The following is a 19,366-nucleotide window of genomic DNA, read 5'->3' as shown; positions in this document are numbered from 1 at the left end:
ATTACACATGCATTTCTTTTTTGACAGTTTTGAGTTTTGCAGATTTTCCAAGCTCATCTTTTTTCATAAAGCATGTACAGAAAATTGCAAATATTGCCATTCCCATAATGTACATAATAATCAAATGTGGACTGCCATCACCAACGCTGAGTAACTTTGTCGCAATAAGCGGAGCGATACCACCACCGAGTACACCCGCAAACTGTACTGAAATAGAAATACCGCTATAGCGAATTTCTGCAGGAAATTGACGAGCAAATAACTGTGACTGTGGTGCATACATGATTGGAAAAACTACACCAATAGCCAAAACAATCGCAGTCCAAACGAGTACCGGATCTTTCGTATCAAGCATGCTAAAAAATGGATAACAATAAAGTGCAAGAACCACCAAACCGAACATAAACATATTACGCTGTCCGACCTTATCTGAAAGGTGACCACATAAGGGCGTCATCACCATAATGACGCCTGCTCCACAAATGGTGGCAAATAAAATATCTTGGCGTGGAATGCCTAATTTTGTTGTGGTGTACGCTAAAGCAAAGGTAGATGCAATATAGAACCAAGCATTTTCAGCAGCACGAGCAAAAATAATTGTCCACAATTCACGTGGATGGTTTTTGAAAACTTGTAGCGCAGGTACTTTAATTTCTTGTGCTTGTTCTTTCACTTTTTCAAAGTCTGGAGATTCAGGCACTTTCACACGAATATACCAACCTACACCTAAAAGTATAATGCTCGCGAGGAATGGAATACGCCATCCCCAACTAAATAGACTTGCCTCAGGAAGTAATGAAACCAATGCCAATGCAATCGATGCAAGCATTAAGCCACCACCCGCACTCGCTTGCGGTAAACTCCCCCAAAACCCCTTACCACCTTCAGGAGCATGTTCCACTGCCATTAAAACAGCACCGCCCCATTCTCCGCCCATCGCCATTCCTTGTATAAAACGTAAAACAACAAGGAAAAATGTCGCCCAATAACCAATACTTTCATACGTCGGTAAAAGTCCAATCAAAACTGTTGGAATACCCATCATGACAAGTGTCGTTAAGAGCATAGCTTTACGGCCAATTTTGTCTCCAAAATGTCCGAAAACTATTCCACCTAAGGGACGACCTATAAATCCTACTGCATACGTTGCAAAAGCGGCTAAGACTCCTGTTAAAGGATCAAGATTAGGAAAGAATAATTTATTGAAAATCAGTGCCGCTGCTGCACCGTAGATAAAAAAGTCATACCATTCAATGGTTGTACCGACCATACTAGAGATACCAGCCAAACGGTGAGATGACTTTTTAGGCTGAGCATTTGATCCTTGTATCTGTTCCATAGACACCTCTTGCACTTTTTAATATTTCATTTTGTATACACTTTATGAATAATCAATCCGGACTATTAGTGACATAAAGTATTTTTGATTTTTAAATATTGAATATGCATATTGATGATTCATATTCAATTTGAAAAGCTAAAGAATGAATCACTTTTCATCTTTTTCTAATTTGAATCAGATTAAATTAGAGGTCAACACCCTTAATTACTTAAGTAGTGAGTGTTTTTTCATTATATAGTTAAAATTCAAAAACTTAATAAAAAAAATATTGAAAATAAAACACTAAAAATGTTTTATCTAGTATCTAAAATCGAAACATTATTTATGTTTTTTCAACTATTACTGTATTTAAAAAATAAGTTATTTGGTTGTTTTTATACTTGTTATTTTAGTCTAAATCATATATTCCTTAATCTATTAAGTAAGGATGCTTATGATGAATTATAACAAATTGGCATTTGATTTTTGTCCTGCCCCTATCGTTGTACTCAGTAACAGATGCATGATGGAAATGAATGTTGCATTTACAAATTTATTTGGCTATACACGGGAAGAACTGATTGAGCAATCTATAGTCAAAATTTTTCCAAGTATTGAAGACTACGAAAAAGTTGGAGATGATGCTTTACAAAGTTTAATGCTCAAAAAAAGTCACTTCTATTCCGACCATCGTTTTATGCAGCATAAAAATGGCGAGCTTTTTTGGACACATACGCATGGGCAAACGCTTACACCAGAAGATCCATTTAAACTGATGGTTTGGCATTTTGAGCGTCAAGATCAAGTAGTAACATCAAAATATAAATTAACTAAACGTGAAGCTGAAATTACACAACTCATCGTCAATGGGTTTACTTGTAAAGAGATTGCGAGAAAGCTTGATTTATCACATCGGACAATTGAGGTGCATAAAGCTAATTTAATGAAAAAACTTGGTGTACGAACTAAAGCAGAACTCACTTCAAAGATTATTATTCAAGAAAAAAATTACGCTCATATCTGAATTAAAAATTTAGAGATATACTATTTTATTCATATTTATGAATAAAAAACCACGGAATGACACCGTGGTTTTTTATGACTTATTTTTATTCATTGATACAGCTTATTCGGCAGAAATATCTTCAAATAAAACTGAAGATAAATAACGCTCGCCTGCATCAGGGAAAATCACGACAATCGTTTTTCCTGCATTTTCAGGACGAGCAGCCAACTGTGCGGCTGCGGCAAGTGCTGCACCACTTGAAATCCCAACAAAAATACCTTCTTGGGTTGCAATCTTACGTGCAAAATCAATTGCTTCAGGACTCGTAATTGCAATCACTTCATCGACTAAATCTAAATCCAAATTACCCGGAATGAAGTTTGCGCCTATACCCTGAATTTTATGTGGCGCTGGCGTTAATGTTTCACCACGTTTAGCCTGACCAATAATTGGCGATTCCGCTGGTTCAACAGCGACAGAGTAAATGGGTTGATTTTGTACTTGTTCAAAATAGCGTGAAATACCAGAGATCGTTCCACCTGTACCCACACCTGCAACTAAAATATCTACTTTACCACCTGTTGCAGCCCAAATTTCAGGACCTGTCGTAGTTTCATGAATTTTAGGATTGGCTGGATTTTCAAATTGTTGTGGCAAATAATAAGTTTCAGGCTGTTCTGTGGCTAAACGTACCGCCTCATCGACCGCACCTTTCATGCCTTTCGCAGGTTCAGTCAATACAAGGTTTGCACCCAACGCTTTTAATACTTTGCGGCGCTCAATACTCATACTTGCAGGCATTGTTAATGTAATGTCATAACCTTTTGCTGCTGCAACAAAAGCTAAACCGATACCTGTATTACCACTTGTTGGCTCAACAATTTTCATGCCTTTTTTAAGTAGACCTTTTTCTTCAGCATCTGCAATGAGTGCTGCGCCAATACGATCTTTCACTGAAAAGGCAGGATTACGGCTTTCAATTTTTGCTAAAACTGTTGCTTGACTCTGAATCAATCGATTAATGCGCACTAAAGGCGTATTACCAATCGCTTCAGCGTTGTTGTTATAAACGGCAATCCCTGCATTTTCAATTTTCGGGAAATTTGTTTCTGTAGACATGTGCTTTCCTCAAATTTAGATATAAATGATTCATGTTATCTGCTTTTATCATATCGCTTTTTACATAGAATGTTATATGCATAAAAGAGATTTAATTATTCTATTTTCGAATTTGTTTGCTTTTATAAATCATTTACTTAGAAAAATTAGACAAAATTCAAACGTGAACGGTCAAAATTCGATTGCCATCATCTCATTGTTTTCAAGCATAATAGTCACATTGGAAAAAAATCGGGAAGATTATGGCGAATAACGCTTATCAAAAATTTTATCGTCAATTTACAAAAAAAGTGTTAGATAAAATTGTTAGCCCTCAAGTGCTCGGAAAGCATCAAACACTTGAGCAAATATCGACAAGCCAAGAAGCGACACCATTCCCCGTGTGCTATGTCATTCAAGATGACTCTGTATCGAATAAAGTCTTGATTGATAATGAAACTGAAAAACAAAAATTACAATCTGCATTTATGCCATTACAGCTCAATGAACTCTCTGAGGATGATTCATTTTTAACTTTACACGACAATCACAAAGGCAATGTTTCAGCGTATTACCCTGACAAACTTATTCGGATGATTGAATTTTTGTTACGTCATCCCGAACAAGATATTTTGTTGGTGCCTGTTTCTATTTTATGGGGACGTGCACCTGAAACTGAAGACACATGGTACAAAGCGTTATTTGCTGATGCTTGGACAAAGCCAACGGGCATAAAACAAGCGCTGAATATTGCCCTCTATGGTCGTGAAAATTATATCGAGTTTCATCAAGCCACATCATTGCAAGAGATGATTCGGGTTGCTCAAGAACGTAGTCCAAACTTTTCACCTGCACATTATGTAACAACAACATTAAACCAAGAATTTAATCAGTATAAAGAGGCTGTTTTAGGACCTGACCTTTCTGACCGCCGTAATGTGATCAATACTTTAATGACCACTGAAGCGGTTAGAGATGCTGTCCGCCAAGAAAGCATTCATAAAAAAATTAGTTTAAATGAAGCTGATAAATTGGCACGTAGTTATCTTAATGAAATTGTTTCTGATTTTTCATACTCAACTTTACGTTTTGCCGAAATTGCACTTACGAAATTATGGACACAGCTATATGATGGTATTGAAGTCCATCATTTCGACATGGTTCGTGAACTAGCAAAAGATTATGAGATTGTGTATACGCCGTGTCACCGCAGTCATATCGACTATTTGTTATTGTCTTATGTGATTTATAAACGTGGGTTGATGGTACCACATATTGCTGCAGGGATTAACCTGAACATGCCTGTGGTAGGTCAACTCATGCGTGGCGCAGGTGCATACTTTATTCGTCGTAGTTTCAATGGTAATGCGCTATATACAGCGGTATTTAAAGAATATTTGCACAGTTTACTCAGTCGAAATACCCCACTTGAGTATTTTATTGAAGGTGGCCGTTCTCGCACAGGTTTATTGTTACAGCCAAAAAAAGGCATGTTAGCAATGACCATTCAAAGCTATTTACGAGGCGACAGTAAACCAATTGCCTTCATTCCAACCTATTTTGGCTATGAAAAATTACTTGAAGGTTCATCTTATATTAAAGAGCTTGGTGGGCAGAAAAAACAGTCTGAATCGTTGTTTGGCCTACTCAAATCGATGCAGAAAATTGAAAAAGTCTTTGGCATGGTGCATGTCAATTTTGGTGAACCAGTATTCCTTGAACCTGCTCTACAACGTCATGCGGCACCGACACATTTAGATTTACATGCAGACTTACCCGACTCAGTCAAAGCGACTGTCACAGATGTTGCCAATGAAATTTTGCAAAACATCAATAAAGCAGTAGTCATCAATCCTGTTGATTTACTTGCAATTGTTTTACTCAATGCGCCAACTTATGAACTTGCTGAGCGTGATGTCATATTGCGTTTGGAACAATACCGCCATTTACTACAAACAATACATTATGATGAACGAATGAAAATCACGGCGCTCTCTGCCCATGAAATTATTCAATACGCTATTAAATTGAAGCAAGTTGAATTTATTGAACATGATAATGAGCGTTGGGTCAAAGTCAGTGACAGTCAAGTTGGCTTGCTTAAATATTTCAGCAACAATATTTTACATACCTTTATTTTGCCAGCCTATGTGGCTTATGCCCTTAAACAGCATCAAAGTCTGTCTAAAGCGCAATTATTTACAGATTTTAAACTGGCTTACCCTAACTTTGCTAAGCAGTATTTCTTAAAATGGAATATTGAAAACCTTGAACCCATCTTCCAACAAATTATTGATGTCTTCCTTGCTGAACAAGTTATTAGCATTGAAGGTGATCAACTTCATGTGAATGTAGCTGATGATAAAATGCGTTTCATGTCAACATTGGCACATTTGTATGAATTAAATGTTGAAGCACAAACTGAAGAAAAATCAGAGAAAAAATCGAGTTGATTTATTTTTCAATGCTAATTAGTTAAGCCAATAATGGCTTAAAATCCTAAACTTCTTCTGTAACCCCTCTTTATAAAAGAGGGGAAACTATCAATTTCAATAAGTTTTCAATAATGAAAACGCCCTCCTTTCTTAAAGCTAAAGAACTTGTTCCGCAAGGGGGAAGAATTTAAAAAACTTTTATCTGGCTAACATTAAGTTCATATATTCGATTTTCTAAGCTTTAAAGGCAATAAAACCATAATAAGTAAACATTTGCGTAAATGTGCGTATATTGGTAAAGCCTGATTTTTCATAAATTTGATGCATTTCTGCCACAGAAACCAAATGAAAATCTTGCTCTAAACGTTCAATCATCACCTGACTTTGCTGATCTGACAGCCCTGTAGCTTGCGCCAAATATTTCAAAGTCGTCAAATCTGTTTTCTGTTCAAACTGCATAAGGTCATAACTTAAACAAAAACTTTGTGGCTTTAAGACCTGATAGATATCTTGAAAAAAATGTATCTTGTTCGGTTTATCAATAAAATGTGAAACTAAAATAGACAATGCTGCATCAAATTGCACAGGCTGACAATTAGATTGACTATTCGACTGTATTTCAATCAATACTGACGTATCTCCTAAAATAAAATTGACCCGATCTGCGGCACCTGATTCTTGTAATAATTGTTTGGCTTTATGAAGCATATTTTCTGCAGGATCAATTGCAGTAAAGTGCCACTGTGGAAATTGTTGCGTCAAATAGCGCAACTCATAGCCTGTACCACAACCAACCACCAAAATATTTGCTTGTTCAGGTAAATACGTCTTAAGTAAGGCACTAATTTGTAAATGTACCAACTCATAACCAGGTATCAACTTACGAATATGCTCATCATAACCATCCACAATGAAAGGTTGATTAAAATCTTTTGCCATTTTGATATCCCTATGGTGGAACAGTAGATTTAAAACTATACATTTCTTGTAAAAATCACAACTAAACGTTTTTGATTCTTTAAATTTAAATCTTCTTTCTCCCTTTGGGATGAGTAGCGAAGCTACGCAAGAAAATGAAGTGCTTTCAAATAAACTCTCTCTGAGAAATTTACTGCGTAAATCTCTGCAAGGAGAGAGAACTTATATTTAAAATTTATCTAACTTATAGTTAAAATTTATCTATACCTAATTGCTAATTCATGACTAAGCAATTTCAGATAAATTTAATTCATCACGTATCAATTGTTGTAGTTTAAACTTTTGCGCTTTACCTGAAGCCGTCATTGGAAATTCTGCAAAGAAGCGTACATAACGTGGCACTTTATTATGTGAAATATGCGCTTTACAATATTGGCGAATACTGTCCTCAATTACCTGAAGTTGGTCGCTCGAATGTTCATGTAAAATAATACACGCACACAACTCCTCGCCATAACGTGCATCGGGCAAGCCAATCACTTGTACGTCTGATACATCGGGATGAGTATAGAGGAAATCTTCAATTTCTTTCGGGAAAAGATTTTCACCACCCCGAATCACTACATCTTTGATGCGTCCTTTAATTTTAATAAAACCCTCATCATCCATTTCAGCAATGTCACCCGTATGCATCCATTTGGCAATATCAATCACTTCACGGGTTTTATCCTCATCTTCCCAATAGCCGAGCATGACCGAGTAACCGCGCACACACAGTTCACCAAGCTTTCCACGGGGTACAACCTTACCTTCTTCATCGACAATTTTGATTTCTAAATGTGGATGTACTCGCCCAACTGTACCCACACGACAATCGACAGGGTCTTCTGTTGAACTTTGTGCACTCACAGGCGCTGTTTCGGTCATTCCATAGCAAATGGTAATTTCATGCATATGCATACGATCAATCACACGTTGCATAATTTCTTTTGGACACGGACTGCCCGCCATAATGCCTGTACGTAAACTGCTTAAATCAAAGGAATCAAATTCTTCTTGCTCAAGCATGGCAATAAACATTGTTGGAACACCATAGGCTGCGGTACATTTTTCCTGCTCAATCGCTTTTAAACTCGCTAGAGGATTAAAAACTGCCGCAGGATAAATCATCACTGAACCATGTGTAATGCAGGCTAAATTGCCCATAACCATGCCAAAACAATGAAACAATGGCACAGAAATGCACACTCGGTCTTTCGAGGTTAAGTGCATTGCTTCACCGACAAAATAACCATTATTTAAAATGTTATTGTGCGTCAGCATTGTGCCTTTGGGGCTACCCGTTGTGCCTGAAGTAAATTGGATATTAATGGTTTCATCAAACTGTAAACTTGTAGAAATCCTTTGTAATTCAGCCAATTGTTGTACTGTCGGTGTTGTAAGTAAATCACTAAATCGATGCATGCCATTTTGAACGTGCTCATCAATTTTAATCACACATTTTAAATGCGGCAAACGCACTGAATTGAGTACTTTAGATGAGCTATTTTCAGTAAGTTCGGGGTCAATTTTATAGAGAATTTCTTGATAATCGGTGGTTTTAAAGGTTGATGCAATCACTAAAGCTTTACACGATACTTTATTTAAAACGTATTCAAGTTCATTGCTTTTATAAGCTGGATTTAAATTGACTAAAATAATGCCTGCTTTGAATGCAGCAAATTGGGTGATCGTCCACTCCACACAATTAGGAGACCAAATTGCTAAACGATCTCCTTTTTTCAGACCTAATTTTAATAAGTTACAAGCAAAGGCATTGACCTGTGCCTGTAACTCCCGATAATTCAGTCGTATATTTTGATGCAGACTCACCACTGCATCTTGTTCAGCATATTGCTGACAGGCTTCATCAAATTTTGCGCCAATTGTCATACCAACAAGAGGCTGACTGCTTGCACCATAGGCATAGCTTAACCGTAATTGCGACATTGAATCATACTCCTTGATTCTTTGTAATTCTGATTGTTCACTTCAATATAATTGTTGTTTCACTTTCCGTATTTTTTCGCGATTACTTTGTTTCACTCGTTTATATTTAACGCATCCAAACTGCTAAAACGGTCTTTACTTCATTTAACTAATTATTTTCCCTCCTCAGTTTTGACCGCATTAAGACAAAAATCAGCAATCTGTTTCACAAAATAATCTTTATAAGCCTCATCAAACATTACATTACGTGAGGGATTTAAAGGTTCAATCACAACAAACGTCATAGCACCAACAACACACAATGCCGCTGTATTTAAATCTTCAAAACCAAACTCACCACTTACCTTTCCTTCGGCTAAAATTTCTTTAATGCTTTGTTTAATCAGTTGCTTACTACGAAATCGCTCATGTTCAATCGATGGATCTACAGGTTCAAACATCAGCGAATACGCAAGCTGTGGGCTATTCATTGCACGCTTTACAAAAGTCGTAACCGCCTTATGTAGCTTCTGTACGGGACTGAGCGACCCTGCTGCAATGTGATTTAAAATCTCCACTTCAAGCAAAATTGCCGCAGACAATACTTCAACTAACACCTGACTTTTACTGTCAAAGTACCGATAAACCAAACCACTCGACACACCTGCTCGATCTGCAATGGCTTGGATTTGTGCATCTTTAAAACCACCTTGAGCAATCAGCTCTCGTGCCGATAACAAAATCGTTTGGCGATTTTGTTGCATGCGCTCTTGCATCAAGGTTGATCGTTTATAACTCATATTTGCATTCTCAAACAATTAAAATGAATTGTAAATCAATTTTTGAATTTCTATTCACTTTTTTGAAAAATATCGGTATGGTAGTTTCAAGCACAACAAAAAACGTGCATGAAACAACAAATATAAACTCAAGGATGAAGTATAAATGAATCTACAAAGTATTGATTTTGGACTAGATGATACACTAATTGCACTGCGTGATTCAGTTGCAAATTTTTGTAGTAAAGAAATTTTACCAATTGCACGCCAAGTCGAACAAGACAATTTCTTTCCAAAACAGCTTTGGCAAAAATTTGGCAATATGGGTTTATTAGGCATGACCGTCAGCGAACAGTATGGCGGCACCAATATGGGCTATTTGGCGCATATCATAGTCATGCAAGAAATTTCACGAGCATCTGCTGCCATTGGCTTGTCTTATGGTGCTCATTCAAATTTGTGTGTCAATCAGATTAACCGCAACGGTAACGAAGAACAAAAACAACGTTTTTTACCAAAACTAATTTCAGGTGAATTTATCGGAGCATTGGCAATGTCTGAACCGAACGCAGGCTCAGATGTGGTCAGCATGAAACTTCGTGCCGATGATCACGGCAATCATTTTATTCTCAACGGCTCAAAAATGTGGATTACCAATGGTGGTGATGCAGATGTTCTGGTGGTCTACGCTAAAACTGATTTAACCGCAGGTGCTCAAGGCATGACTGCATTTTTAATTGAAAAAGATATGGCTGGGTTTAGTCATGGCTCTCACCTCGACAAACTCGGTATGCGTGGTTCAAATACCTACCCGTTGTTTTTTGATAACGTAAAAGTACCAAAGGAAAACGTATTAGGTGGTGTAGGCAATGGTACAAAAGTCCTTATGAGTGGACTCGATTATGAACGTGCTGTTTTAAGTGCAGGTCCTTTAGGCATTATGGATGCCTGTTTAGATGTCGTCATTCCTTACATTCATGACCGTAAACAATTTGGACAATCATTGGGTGAATTCCAACTGATGCAAGGCAAAGTTGCAGATATGTATTCGACTTGGTTGGCATGTAAAGCCTTAGTCTATGCCGTAGGTGCAGCCTGTGACAAAGGCAATCATGTACGCAGTTTACGTAAAGATGCAGCGAGCGCCATTTTATATTCTGCAGAAAAAGCAACATGGATGGCAGGTGAAGCCATTCAAGCCCTAGGTGGTAATGGCTATATCAATGAATATGACACAGGGCGTTTTTGGCGTGATGCTAAATTATATGAAATTGGCGCAGGAACTTCAGAGATTCGTCGTATGTTGATTGGTCGTGAACTGTTTAATGAAACTCGATAAATCTAAAATTAATGTAAAAAATAGTGACAAAGCACATCAAAACGCAGAATGACAGGGATGTTTTGTATGAACCAACTACACAGTAAAATCAATATTCGAAGTGAAGACTTCAAAATTAATCAAATAGCGATGCAACAATTGGTCGATGATTTAAAACAAAAAGCACAACATATTGCCCTTGGTGGTGGTGAAAGTGCCCGTCAAAAACACCTCTCACGTGGCAAGCTCTTAGCACGTGATCGAATTGATCAATTGGTCGATGCAGGAACGGCCTTTTTAGAAATTGGACAATTAGCGGCTTATAACGTCTATACAGATGACGTTCCTGCTGCCGGTGTTGTTGCGGGGATTGGTCAGATCAATGGCATTACTTGTATGATCGTAGCGAATGATGCAACGGTCAAAGGTGGAACATACTACCCTTTGACTGTGAAAAAACATTTACGTGCACAAGAAATTGCTGAACAAAACCATTTACCGTGTATTTATATGGTCGATTCAGGCGGTGCTTATTTACCAATGCAAGATGAGGTCTTTCCTGACCGTGACCATTTTGGGCGTATTTTTTACAATCAAGCGCGTATGTCTAGCATGGGCATTGCTCAAATTGCAGTAGTCATGGGTAGCTGTACCGCAGGCGGCGCTTATGTACCTGCTATGTCAGATGAAACCATTATTGTTCGTAATCAAGGGACTATTTTCTTAGGTGGGCCACCCCTTGTTAAAGCGGCTACAGGTGAAGTTGTCACAGCCGAAGACTTGGGTGGTGGTGATGTCCATACTCGCCTTTCAGGTGTAGCCGATCATTTGGCTGAAAATGATGAACATGCAATTGCCATTGCCCGTAATATTGTTGCCAATTTAAATAAGACACCGCATCAAGCGAATCATAATATTGAAGAACCGTTGTTCGATGCACAAGAATTGTATGGCGTTGTGCCAAGCGACTCACGTAAACCCTTTGATATTCGTGAAGTCATTGCCCGTATTGTCGATGGTTCACGCTTTGATGAATTTAAAGCTCGTTTCGGCACAACCCTTATTACAGGTTTTGCCAAACTGTATGGTATGCCTGTCGGTATTATTGCCAATAACGGTATTTTATTTTCAGAATCATCACAAAAAGGCGCACATTTTATTGAACTGTGTGCACAGCGAAATATTCCCCTGCTTTTTCTACAGAATATCACTGGCTTTATGGTCGGTCGTCAGTACGAAAATGAAGGCATTGCTAAAAATGGCGCCAAACTGGTCATGGCAGTTGCCACAGCGAATGTACCCAAATTGACCTTAGTGATTGGCGGTTCTTTTGGCGCAGGTAACTATGGTATGTGTGGTCGTGCATATTCACCACGTTTTTTATGGACTTGGCCGAATTCAAGAATTTCAGTCATGGGTGGTGAACAAGCGGCAAGTGTATTGTCTACATTAAAACGTGATCAAATTGAGGCAAAAGGTGAACAGTGGTCTACGGAACAAGAAGATCAATTTAAACAACCTTTCCGTGATCAATTTGAAAAACAAGGTCATCCTTATTATGCCTCTGCTCGACTTTGGGATGACGGTGTCATTGACCCAGCTCAATCTCGTCAAGTTCTTGGCTTAAGTCTTTCGGCTGCCATGAATGCACCCATCAAAGAAACCAAATTTGGCGTATTCCGTATGTAAGGGGCAAACAATGAGTTATCAAACCATGAACCATCAATTTATTGAAATTGAACAACATGATCAGATTGCAACCGTGTGGATTAATCGTGCCGAATTACATAATGCGTTCAATACTCAAGTCATTGCAGAACTGCATGCAACTTTTGATGCACTCAATGTGCGTGATGATATTCGTGTAGTAATTTTGGCAGGGCGAGGCAAAAGTTTCTCTGCAGGTGCAGACCTCAATTGGATGAAAGCGCAAAGTGAAGCATCAGCGTCAGACAACCAAACAGATGCTTTAAAGCTTGCAAAAATGTTACATGCCCTTGCAACACTGAAACAACCCACCATTGCCCGTGTACACGGTATTGCCTTTGGTGGTGGCATGGGTTTAGCTTCAGCATGTGATATTTGTGTGGCAAGTGAGGAAGCTAAATTTGCCACTTCGGAAGTGCGACTTGGCTTAGCCCCCTCTACTATTAGTCCTTATGTCATTCGTGCGATTGGCACACGTCAAGCTTCACGTTACTTTTTGACCGCAGAACGTATTTCAGCGCAACAAGCCTTAAATATTGGACTTGCACATGAGGTGGTTACGGCAGATCAACTTGATGTAAAAGTTAATGAAATTACACAAGCACTTTTACTGGGTGGGCCACAGGCTCAGGCATCGTCAAAACAACTGATTCAAATGGTTGAGCAGCAAGAACTGAATGAAGATTTGTTACAACAAACGGCTCAGCATATTGCTCATGTTCGTCAAGGCTTAGAAGCCAAAGATGGCCTAAATGCATTTTTAAATAAACACAGCCCGTCATGGATTAAGACATTAGCAACACAAGAATAAGGACAAGAATATGTTTGAAAAGATTTTAATTGCTAACCGTGGTGAAATTGCATGTCGTGTAATTCGTACTGCAAAAAAACTTGGTATTGCGACAGTGGCGGTATATTCAGATGCTGATGCACTATCACAGCATGTCAAGCTTGCCGATGAAGCCATTTATATTGGTGAATCACCTCCAACGCAAAGTTATTTACAAGCAGATCGTATTATTCAGGCTGCACTGTCCACAGGTGCTCAAGCAATTCATCCTGGTTATGGTTTTTTATCTGAAAATGATCAATTCGCTCAAAGCTGTTTAGACAATAACATTACATTTATTGGTCCACCTGTTGCGGCTATTTTAGCAATGGGTTTGAAAGCCACTTCTAAAGCACTAATGGAAAAAGCAGGTGTACCATTAACTCCAGGCTATCATGGTACAAATCAAGACCCTGTATTTTTAAAACAACAGGCCGATTGTATAGGCTACCCTGTTTTAATTAAAGCGAGTGCAGGTGGTGGTGGTAAAGGTATGCGTTTGGTTGAACATACTGATGACTTCTTGAGCCTTTTGGCATCATGTAAAAGTGAAGCAAAATCGAGCTTTGGTAATGATGATGTTTTGGTTGAACGCTACGTAATACAGCCGCGTCATATTGAAGTGCAAGTTTTTGGCGATACACATGGTAACTATGTGCATTTATTTGAACGTGATTGCTCGGTACAACGTCGCCATCAAAAAGTGTTAGAAGAAGCCCCTGCACCACTAATGTTAGAAGTAAAACTTGAGGCAATGCGCCAGGCTGCGATTGATGCGGCGCGAGCAGTTGATTATGTCGGTGCAGGCACCGTCGAATTCATTGTAGAACAAGATGGTACCGCGTATTTCATGGAAATGAATACTCGACTACAAGTTGAACATCCTGTGACGGAAATGATCACTGGGCAAGATTTAGTCGAATGGCAACTTCGTGTCGCATATGGTGAAACTTTACCAAAACAACAACACGAATTAAAAATTCACGGTCATGCCATTGAGGCTCGCGTTTATGCTGAAGAACCTGAAAAAGGCTTTTTACCCGCAATTGGTCAAATCAACTATTTACATTATCCTGAGCAAAATCAATATGTCCGTGTCGATAGTGGCATTATTGAGGGTGATGAAATCACCACCTACTATGACCCAATGATTGCAAAACTGATTGTTTGGGGCGAAAACCGTGAAGCAGCATTGGTGCAAATGCATCATGCACTCGGTCAATTCCACGTAGATGGTTTAGGCAATAATATTGCCTTTTTAGACCGTATTATTTTATGCGATTCCTTTAAAAATGCGCAGTTAGATACCAATCTCATTCAGCGTGAAGAAGCCGTTTTACTCAAACCCAAAATTAAAACAACACCTGAGCTGATTATTTCGGCAACATTCATCGAGCTATTAACCCGCTTTTCAAAAAATCAAATGGCGAATAATCCAGTATGGCAAACGCAGTCTTTATGGCGTTTAAATGTCAACACAAGCTATCCCGTGAAACTTCAACGCAATGAACAGCTACATACGGTCAGCTTTAGTCCAAGAGTCAGCGTGAGTCGTCATCAGGCTAGTTTTACTGCCCATTTAAATGGACAACAATTTTCTGTTTCAGGACAGCTTTTAGACAAAAATACCTTACACATCAATATTGATGGAAAACAAAATAAAATTGCATTCAGCCCGAATGCTACAGCTTTGACGATCTTCCAAAATGGTCAAAGTTTTAAATTTGCTTATCCACAACAAAATTTTAATGCGGATGATCAAGAAAGTAACGATGCCAATTTAATTGCACCAATGCCAGGTGTAATTACTCAAGTTTTGGTCAATGCCAACGCTCAAGTGAAAAAGAATGACGTTTTACTAACACTTGAAGCAATGAAAATGGAATATGCCATTCGCGCACCACAAGATGGTATGGTCATCAGTAGTTACTTCCAAGTCGGTGACCAAGTCAAAGCGGGCGATGAGCTTGTCGAGTTTCAAGCGCTCACGGAGGAAGTGACATGAGTGATCTGAGAACAAATGAGTTTGTCAAAATTGTTGAAGTTGGCCCACGAGATGGTCTGCAAAATGAAAAAACTCCACTCACGCTTAATGATCGCAAAAATCTGATTTTAGATTTAGTCAAAACAGGTCTTAAAAATATTGAAGTCGGCTCATGTGTCTCAGCAAAATGGGTACCGCAAATGGCGCATAGTGATGAACTATTTGCCCAACTCTCAAAAGATACTGATGTGAGTTTTAGTTTATTAGCACCAAATTTGAAAGGTTTTGAGTCTGCACTCGCCGTAGGTTGCAAGGAAGTTGCTGTTTTTACCGCAGCGTCTGAAAGCTTTACGCAAAAAAATATCAATTGCAGTATTGATGAAAGTTTTGAAAAATTTACGGATCTAATGAGCACAGCCAAAGCACACGGCGTAAAAGTACGTGGTTATGTATCGTGTATGGTCGATTGCCCTTATGAGGGTGCAATTGCCCCTAAAAAAGTTGCTATTGTATCCAAACGCTTGCTCGATTTAGGTTGTTATGAAATTTCCTTAGGTGAAACCATTGGAACAGCAACACCTGACCGTGTAAAAGCGGTTTGGGATGCTTGCTTTGCTGAAATGGATGTTTCTGTACTTGCAGGACATTTCCACAATACTTATGGCATGGCGATTGCCAATATTTATCAGTCTTTACAACAAGGCATTCGTATTTTTGATTCTTCCATTGCAGGTCTTGGCGGTTGCCCTTATGCCAAAGGTGCATCTGGGAATATATCAACGGAAGACTTATATTATTTACTATCGAAAATGGGTTATAAAACAGGTATTGATTTATCTGCATTAATGCAAGCGAGCCACAATGTTGGGCAAGTGTTAGAGCGACATAATCCATCAAATTACGCCAATGCGTATTGGCAACAACACAGCGCTTAAATATGACAAAAGATTGATCATTTAGGAGTTAATCCTTCCCCCTCCTCTATATTTTAAGATAAGCGTATCTATTCAGCGTGTTACGATACTCTGAATAGATTTATGTCCATCTCTATCAATATCTTTTTTATCTATCTACATAATATTACAAACAAAACTGTTTATATGGTTCTAATCTCGAGTTGCATTGATCATAATATTAAAAGTGAAACTGTTGGGAATAATGCTTTGCGTGTATTTTTAAATCTGTGTCTATTTTCTATTCTGAGTTTGAATACGTCTGTATTTGCCAATGAAAGCTTTTTACCACCTGATCAGGCTTTTCAATTTTCAGCAGAATCAATCGACGGTCAAAGTGCACAGCTAAAATGGAGCATTGCACCACACTATTATCTGTACCACGATCAATTCAAAGTAACTGTCAATAATACTCCCATAAAACTAAAATTGCCTGCAGGGCATGAAAAAGATGATCCCACTTTTGGCGTGACCAATGTTCACTACAATCAAGTGCTCACTCAAATTGCAGTCAAGCCTAATGCGAACTATAAAGTGTCTTGGCAAGGGTGTTCAGAAGATGGACTTTGCTATCCTTTACAACATAAGACTATTAAAAGTGATGCAGATGGGTTATTTCCACAACAGGCTACTTCACAACGTGGTGGGTTACTGAGCCTAAATCAATCGACTGATAAAAAACTCATCACGGCACCTACAACAGCGCAAGATGATGCTGTCACAGTAACGGAAAAAAAGCCTGATCAAAAGAAGCTATTAAAATCTGAAATACCTGTACAAGACTCAGCAGCATCAGAAGTGAATATAACGACTCAAGTTGATGAAACAGCAGTCAATTCAGGCATGAACGATGCAATACAAAGTTCTACAGTCAATGCTGCAAGCACTGTCATTACAACTGAGTTGAATCCAAAATTCACTCACAATGAGCCTACAACGTCATTACAATTGAATGACGATCAATCGTTTTTAAAGCTTTTATCGCAAGATTCTTTATTTTTAAATTTATTAGTCTTTTTCTTACTCGGTATTTTATTGGCATTTTTACCTTGTTCACTGCCTCTCATTCCAATTCTATCGGGTATTTTAGTACAACGAGCAACAGGTTATAAAACCATTGCCATTGCCCTGAGTTTTGTGATTAGCATGGCATTGGTATACAGCATCATGGGTATTGTTGTTGCTGAAATTGGTTATAGTTTCCAACGCATTTTCCAAAGCCCAATTATCATTTCAATTTTCGCTATTATCTTTGTCGCTTTGGCATTGAATTTATTTGGTTTATATCAAATCAATTTACCGCAAGGTTTAATGAATAAACTTGGCAAACTACAAGATAAACAACAAGGCGGCACGATTATTGGCGCAGGTATTATGGGTGCACTATCTGCACTCATTGTCGGCCCATGTATGAGTGCCCCACTTGCAGGTGCACTCCTGTTTGTTTCTCAATCACACAATGCTTTCCTCGGCGGGCTGTACTTATTTATTTTAGGGTTAGGCATTGGCTTACCTCTGTTTGTTGCTAGTGTTTTTGGTTCTCGTTGGTTGCCTAAACCTGGCATGTGGATGGATCGTGTCAAAGTTGCTTTCGGCTTTTTGATGCTGATGCTCGCGGTCTATTTCATTCGTCCAATGTTGCCATCTACTGCATATTTTGCGCTATTGGCTGTGCTCTGCTTAGCACTTGGTAGTTATTTAATCGTCAATTTACGTCAAGTCATTCAAGCAACTCATAAAACTTTACTTTTAGCTATCGTTGCGATCTGTTTACTTGCTTCAGGATGGAATATCCGAGAAAGTATTCAGGCATACCAAGTTCAACATAGTGATGCAATGCACTTAGAATGGACAAAAGTCACCACTCAAGCCGAGTTAAAACAAGCACTTGTGCATGCTTCTGAACTTAACCGACCGATCATTATTGACACTTATGCCGATTGGTGTGTGGCATGTCAACCTATTGAAAAAGAAGTCTTTCCTCGTACTGATGTACAATCTGCACTCAAGGATTTCACCCTCATCAAACTCGATTTGACCAACTACAACGAGTCACAAGACTTGATTTTAAGAGAATGGGAAATCTTAGGACCTCCAACGTTGCTTATTTTACAAGCCAATGGTACTGAGCAACGTGCTTTACGTTTGACAGGGACATTCAGTGCAACACAATTAATCAAACAGTTACAGTCGGCACAAAAAAATTGATGGTGACTGTACAGGCAATCCATTTAGGACCGATCATGTTTCCTTGGGGACTCGCCATCCCCATCATCGCATTAGTGCTCAGTTTACTGCTTGGGAAATTTTTATTCCCAAAATTTAAAATCACAACTGCACAATGGCAAGAGTTTAAAGATAGCATTTGGAATACTATTTTAATTGCACTTTTGTCAGCAAGAGTTAGTTTTATCTTATTTCATCTCGACAGCTATCTTGCTCATCCAATGGAAATGATCAAAATCCAAGACAAAGGTTTTCATCTCTATACCGGCATGGTTGTAGCTTTTGCATGGATCATTTGGAAAAATAAACCCTTATCCAAAAAATTTCTCGCCATTTTACTGCTCAGTTTCAGCATGCTCAATCTCGGTGGGTTTGCACTTTTAGATCAAGTCCAAATGAAATATCAACAATACCCTGATCTCAATCTACAAACGTTGAATCAGCAGCCGATTGCACTGAGTCAATTTACTGGAAAGCCGACCGTGATTAATTTATGGGCAACATGGTGTCCGCCGTGTCGACGTGAAATACCAGTGCTATTAGAGGCTCAGAAAAATCATCCTGATGTTGGATTTGTCTTGATTAATCAAGGTGAAGATGCAACTACAATCGAAAAATATCTACAACATCATGTACAAGGCTTAAACAATGTCTTACTTGATCCTCAAGGTCAAACTGCCGAAAAAACGGGAATGTTTGGTTTGCCATCAACCTTATTTTTTGATGCTCAAGGCAAACTTATTGCCTCACATATGGGTGAGCTCACGCACGCATCGCTGAATCAAAAGATTAAACAAATCCGAGTGAATATAAAGGAAGAATGA

The 19,366-nt window shown here is 38.6% G+C and carries 14 protein-coding genes; 9 read left to right on the top strand and 5 right to left on the bottom strand.

Annotation, left to right across the window (positions count from 1 at the left end; translation table 11 throughout):
• Position 1 precedes the first annotated feature (1 nt).
• Positions 2–1,339: an MFS transporter gene (locus tag ACK2M2_RS06735; protein WP_419346870.1), complete on the bottom strand. Its 1,338-nt coding sequence runs from the start codon at positions 1,337–1,339 to the stop codon at positions 2–4.
• 436 nt (positions 1,340–1,775) lie between these two features.
• On the opposite strand from ACK2M2_RS06735, the gene ACK2M2_RS06730 reads away from it, so the two are divergent.
• Entirely contained in the window at positions 1,776–2,345 is a 570-nt protein-coding gene (locus ACK2M2_RS06730) for a LuxR C-terminal-related transcriptional regulator (protein WP_419346867.1), read from the top strand.
• A gap of 102 nt (positions 2,346–2,447) precedes the next feature.
• On the opposite strand, the gene cysK is transcribed toward ACK2M2_RS06730, so the two are convergent.
• Positions 2,448–3,446: a cysteine synthase A gene (gene cysK / locus ACK2M2_RS06725; protein WP_419346866.1), complete on the bottom strand. Its 999-nt coding sequence runs from the start codon at positions 3,444–3,446 to the stop codon at positions 2,448–2,450.
• 242 nt (positions 3,447–3,688) lie between these two features.
• On the opposite strand from cysK, the gene plsB reads away from it, so the two are divergent.
• The gene (plsB, locus tag ACK2M2_RS06720) at positions 3,689–5,878 is read left to right on the top strand and encodes a glycerol-3-phosphate 1-O-acyltransferase PlsB (protein ID WP_419346863.1); all 2,190 of its coding nucleotides are present in this window, start codon (positions 3,689–3,691) and stop codon (positions 5,876–5,878) included.
• Positions 5,879–6,094: 216 nt separating this feature from the next.
• On the opposite strand, the gene ACK2M2_RS06715 is transcribed toward plsB, so the two are convergent.
• The 3 genes from ACK2M2_RS06715 to ACK2M2_RS06705 form a co-directional block, all read right to left on the bottom strand.
• Positions 6,095–6,799: a class I SAM-dependent methyltransferase gene (locus tag ACK2M2_RS06715; RefSeq protein WP_419346860.1), complete on the bottom strand. Its 705-nt coding sequence runs from the start codon at positions 6,797–6,799 to the stop codon at positions 6,095–6,097.
• Between the two features lie 264 nt (positions 6,800–7,063).
• On the bottom strand, positions 7,064–8,767 hold the full coding sequence (locus ACK2M2_RS06710; RefSeq protein ID WP_419346857.1) for an AMP-binding protein: 1,704 nt from the start codon (positions 8,765–8,767) through the stop codon (positions 7,064–7,066).
• Between the two features lie 152 nt (positions 8,768–8,919).
• Complete coding sequence (locus ACK2M2_RS06705; RefSeq protein WP_409510411.1) at positions 8,920–9,546, bottom strand: TetR/AcrR family transcriptional regulator; 627 nt, start codon at positions 9,544–9,546, stop codon at positions 8,920–8,922.
• Positions 9,547–9,691: 145 nt separating this feature from the next.
• Between ACK2M2_RS06705 and ACK2M2_RS06700 the strand changes: the two genes are divergently transcribed.
• From ACK2M2_RS06700 to ACK2M2_RS06670, 7 genes are all read left to right on the top strand, one after another.
• Positions 9,692–10,864, top strand: a complete 1,173-nt coding sequence (locus tag ACK2M2_RS06700; RefSeq protein ID WP_419346854.1) for an isovaleryl-CoA dehydrogenase — start codon at positions 9,692–9,694, stop codon at positions 10,862–10,864.
• Between the two features lie 66 nt (positions 10,865–10,930).
• Positions 10,931–12,532, top strand: coding sequence for a carboxyl transferase domain-containing protein (locus ACK2M2_RS06695; protein ID WP_409510413.1), 1,602 nt, complete (start codon positions 10,931–10,933; stop codon positions 12,530–12,532).
• Positions 12,533–12,557: 25 nt separating this feature from the next.
• Positions 12,558–13,361, top strand: coding sequence for an enoyl-CoA hydratase/isomerase family protein (locus tag ACK2M2_RS06690; protein WP_419346898.1), 804 nt, complete (start codon positions 12,558–12,560; stop codon positions 13,359–13,361).
• Between the two features lie 10 nt (positions 13,362–13,371).
• Positions 13,372–15,384, top strand: coding sequence for an acetyl/propionyl/methylcrotonyl-CoA carboxylase subunit alpha (locus tag ACK2M2_RS06685; RefSeq protein ID WP_419346850.1), 2,013 nt, complete (start codon positions 13,372–13,374; stop codon positions 15,382–15,384).
• Entirely contained in the window at positions 15,381–16,298 is a 918-nt protein-coding gene (locus ACK2M2_RS06680) for a hydroxymethylglutaryl-CoA lyase (protein ID WP_419346848.1), read from the top strand. The genes ACK2M2_RS06685 and ACK2M2_RS06680 overlap by 4 nt, the downstream gene beginning before the upstream one ends.
• Positions 16,299–16,463: 165 nt before the next feature.
• Positions 16,464–18,524, top strand: a complete 2,061-nt coding sequence (gene dsbD / locus ACK2M2_RS06675; RefSeq protein ID WP_419346845.1) for a protein-disulfide reductase DsbD — start codon at positions 16,464–16,466, stop codon at positions 18,522–18,524.
• Positions 18,524–19,366 (top strand): prolipoprotein diacylglyceryl transferase family protein, encoded by an 843-nt coding sequence (locus ACK2M2_RS06670; protein ID WP_419346842.1) that lies wholly within the window; start codon positions 18,524–18,526, stop codon positions 19,364–19,366. Before dsbD ends, ACK2M2_RS06670 begins: the two co-directional genes overlap by 1 nt.

The organism is Acinetobacter sp. TY1, assembly GCF_048551395.1.
In the GTDB taxonomy this organism is placed as follows: domain Bacteria; phylum Pseudomonadota; class Gammaproteobacteria; order Pseudomonadales; family Moraxellaceae; genus Acinetobacter.
This window is presented reverse-complemented; position numbering and strand designations above follow the sequence as displayed.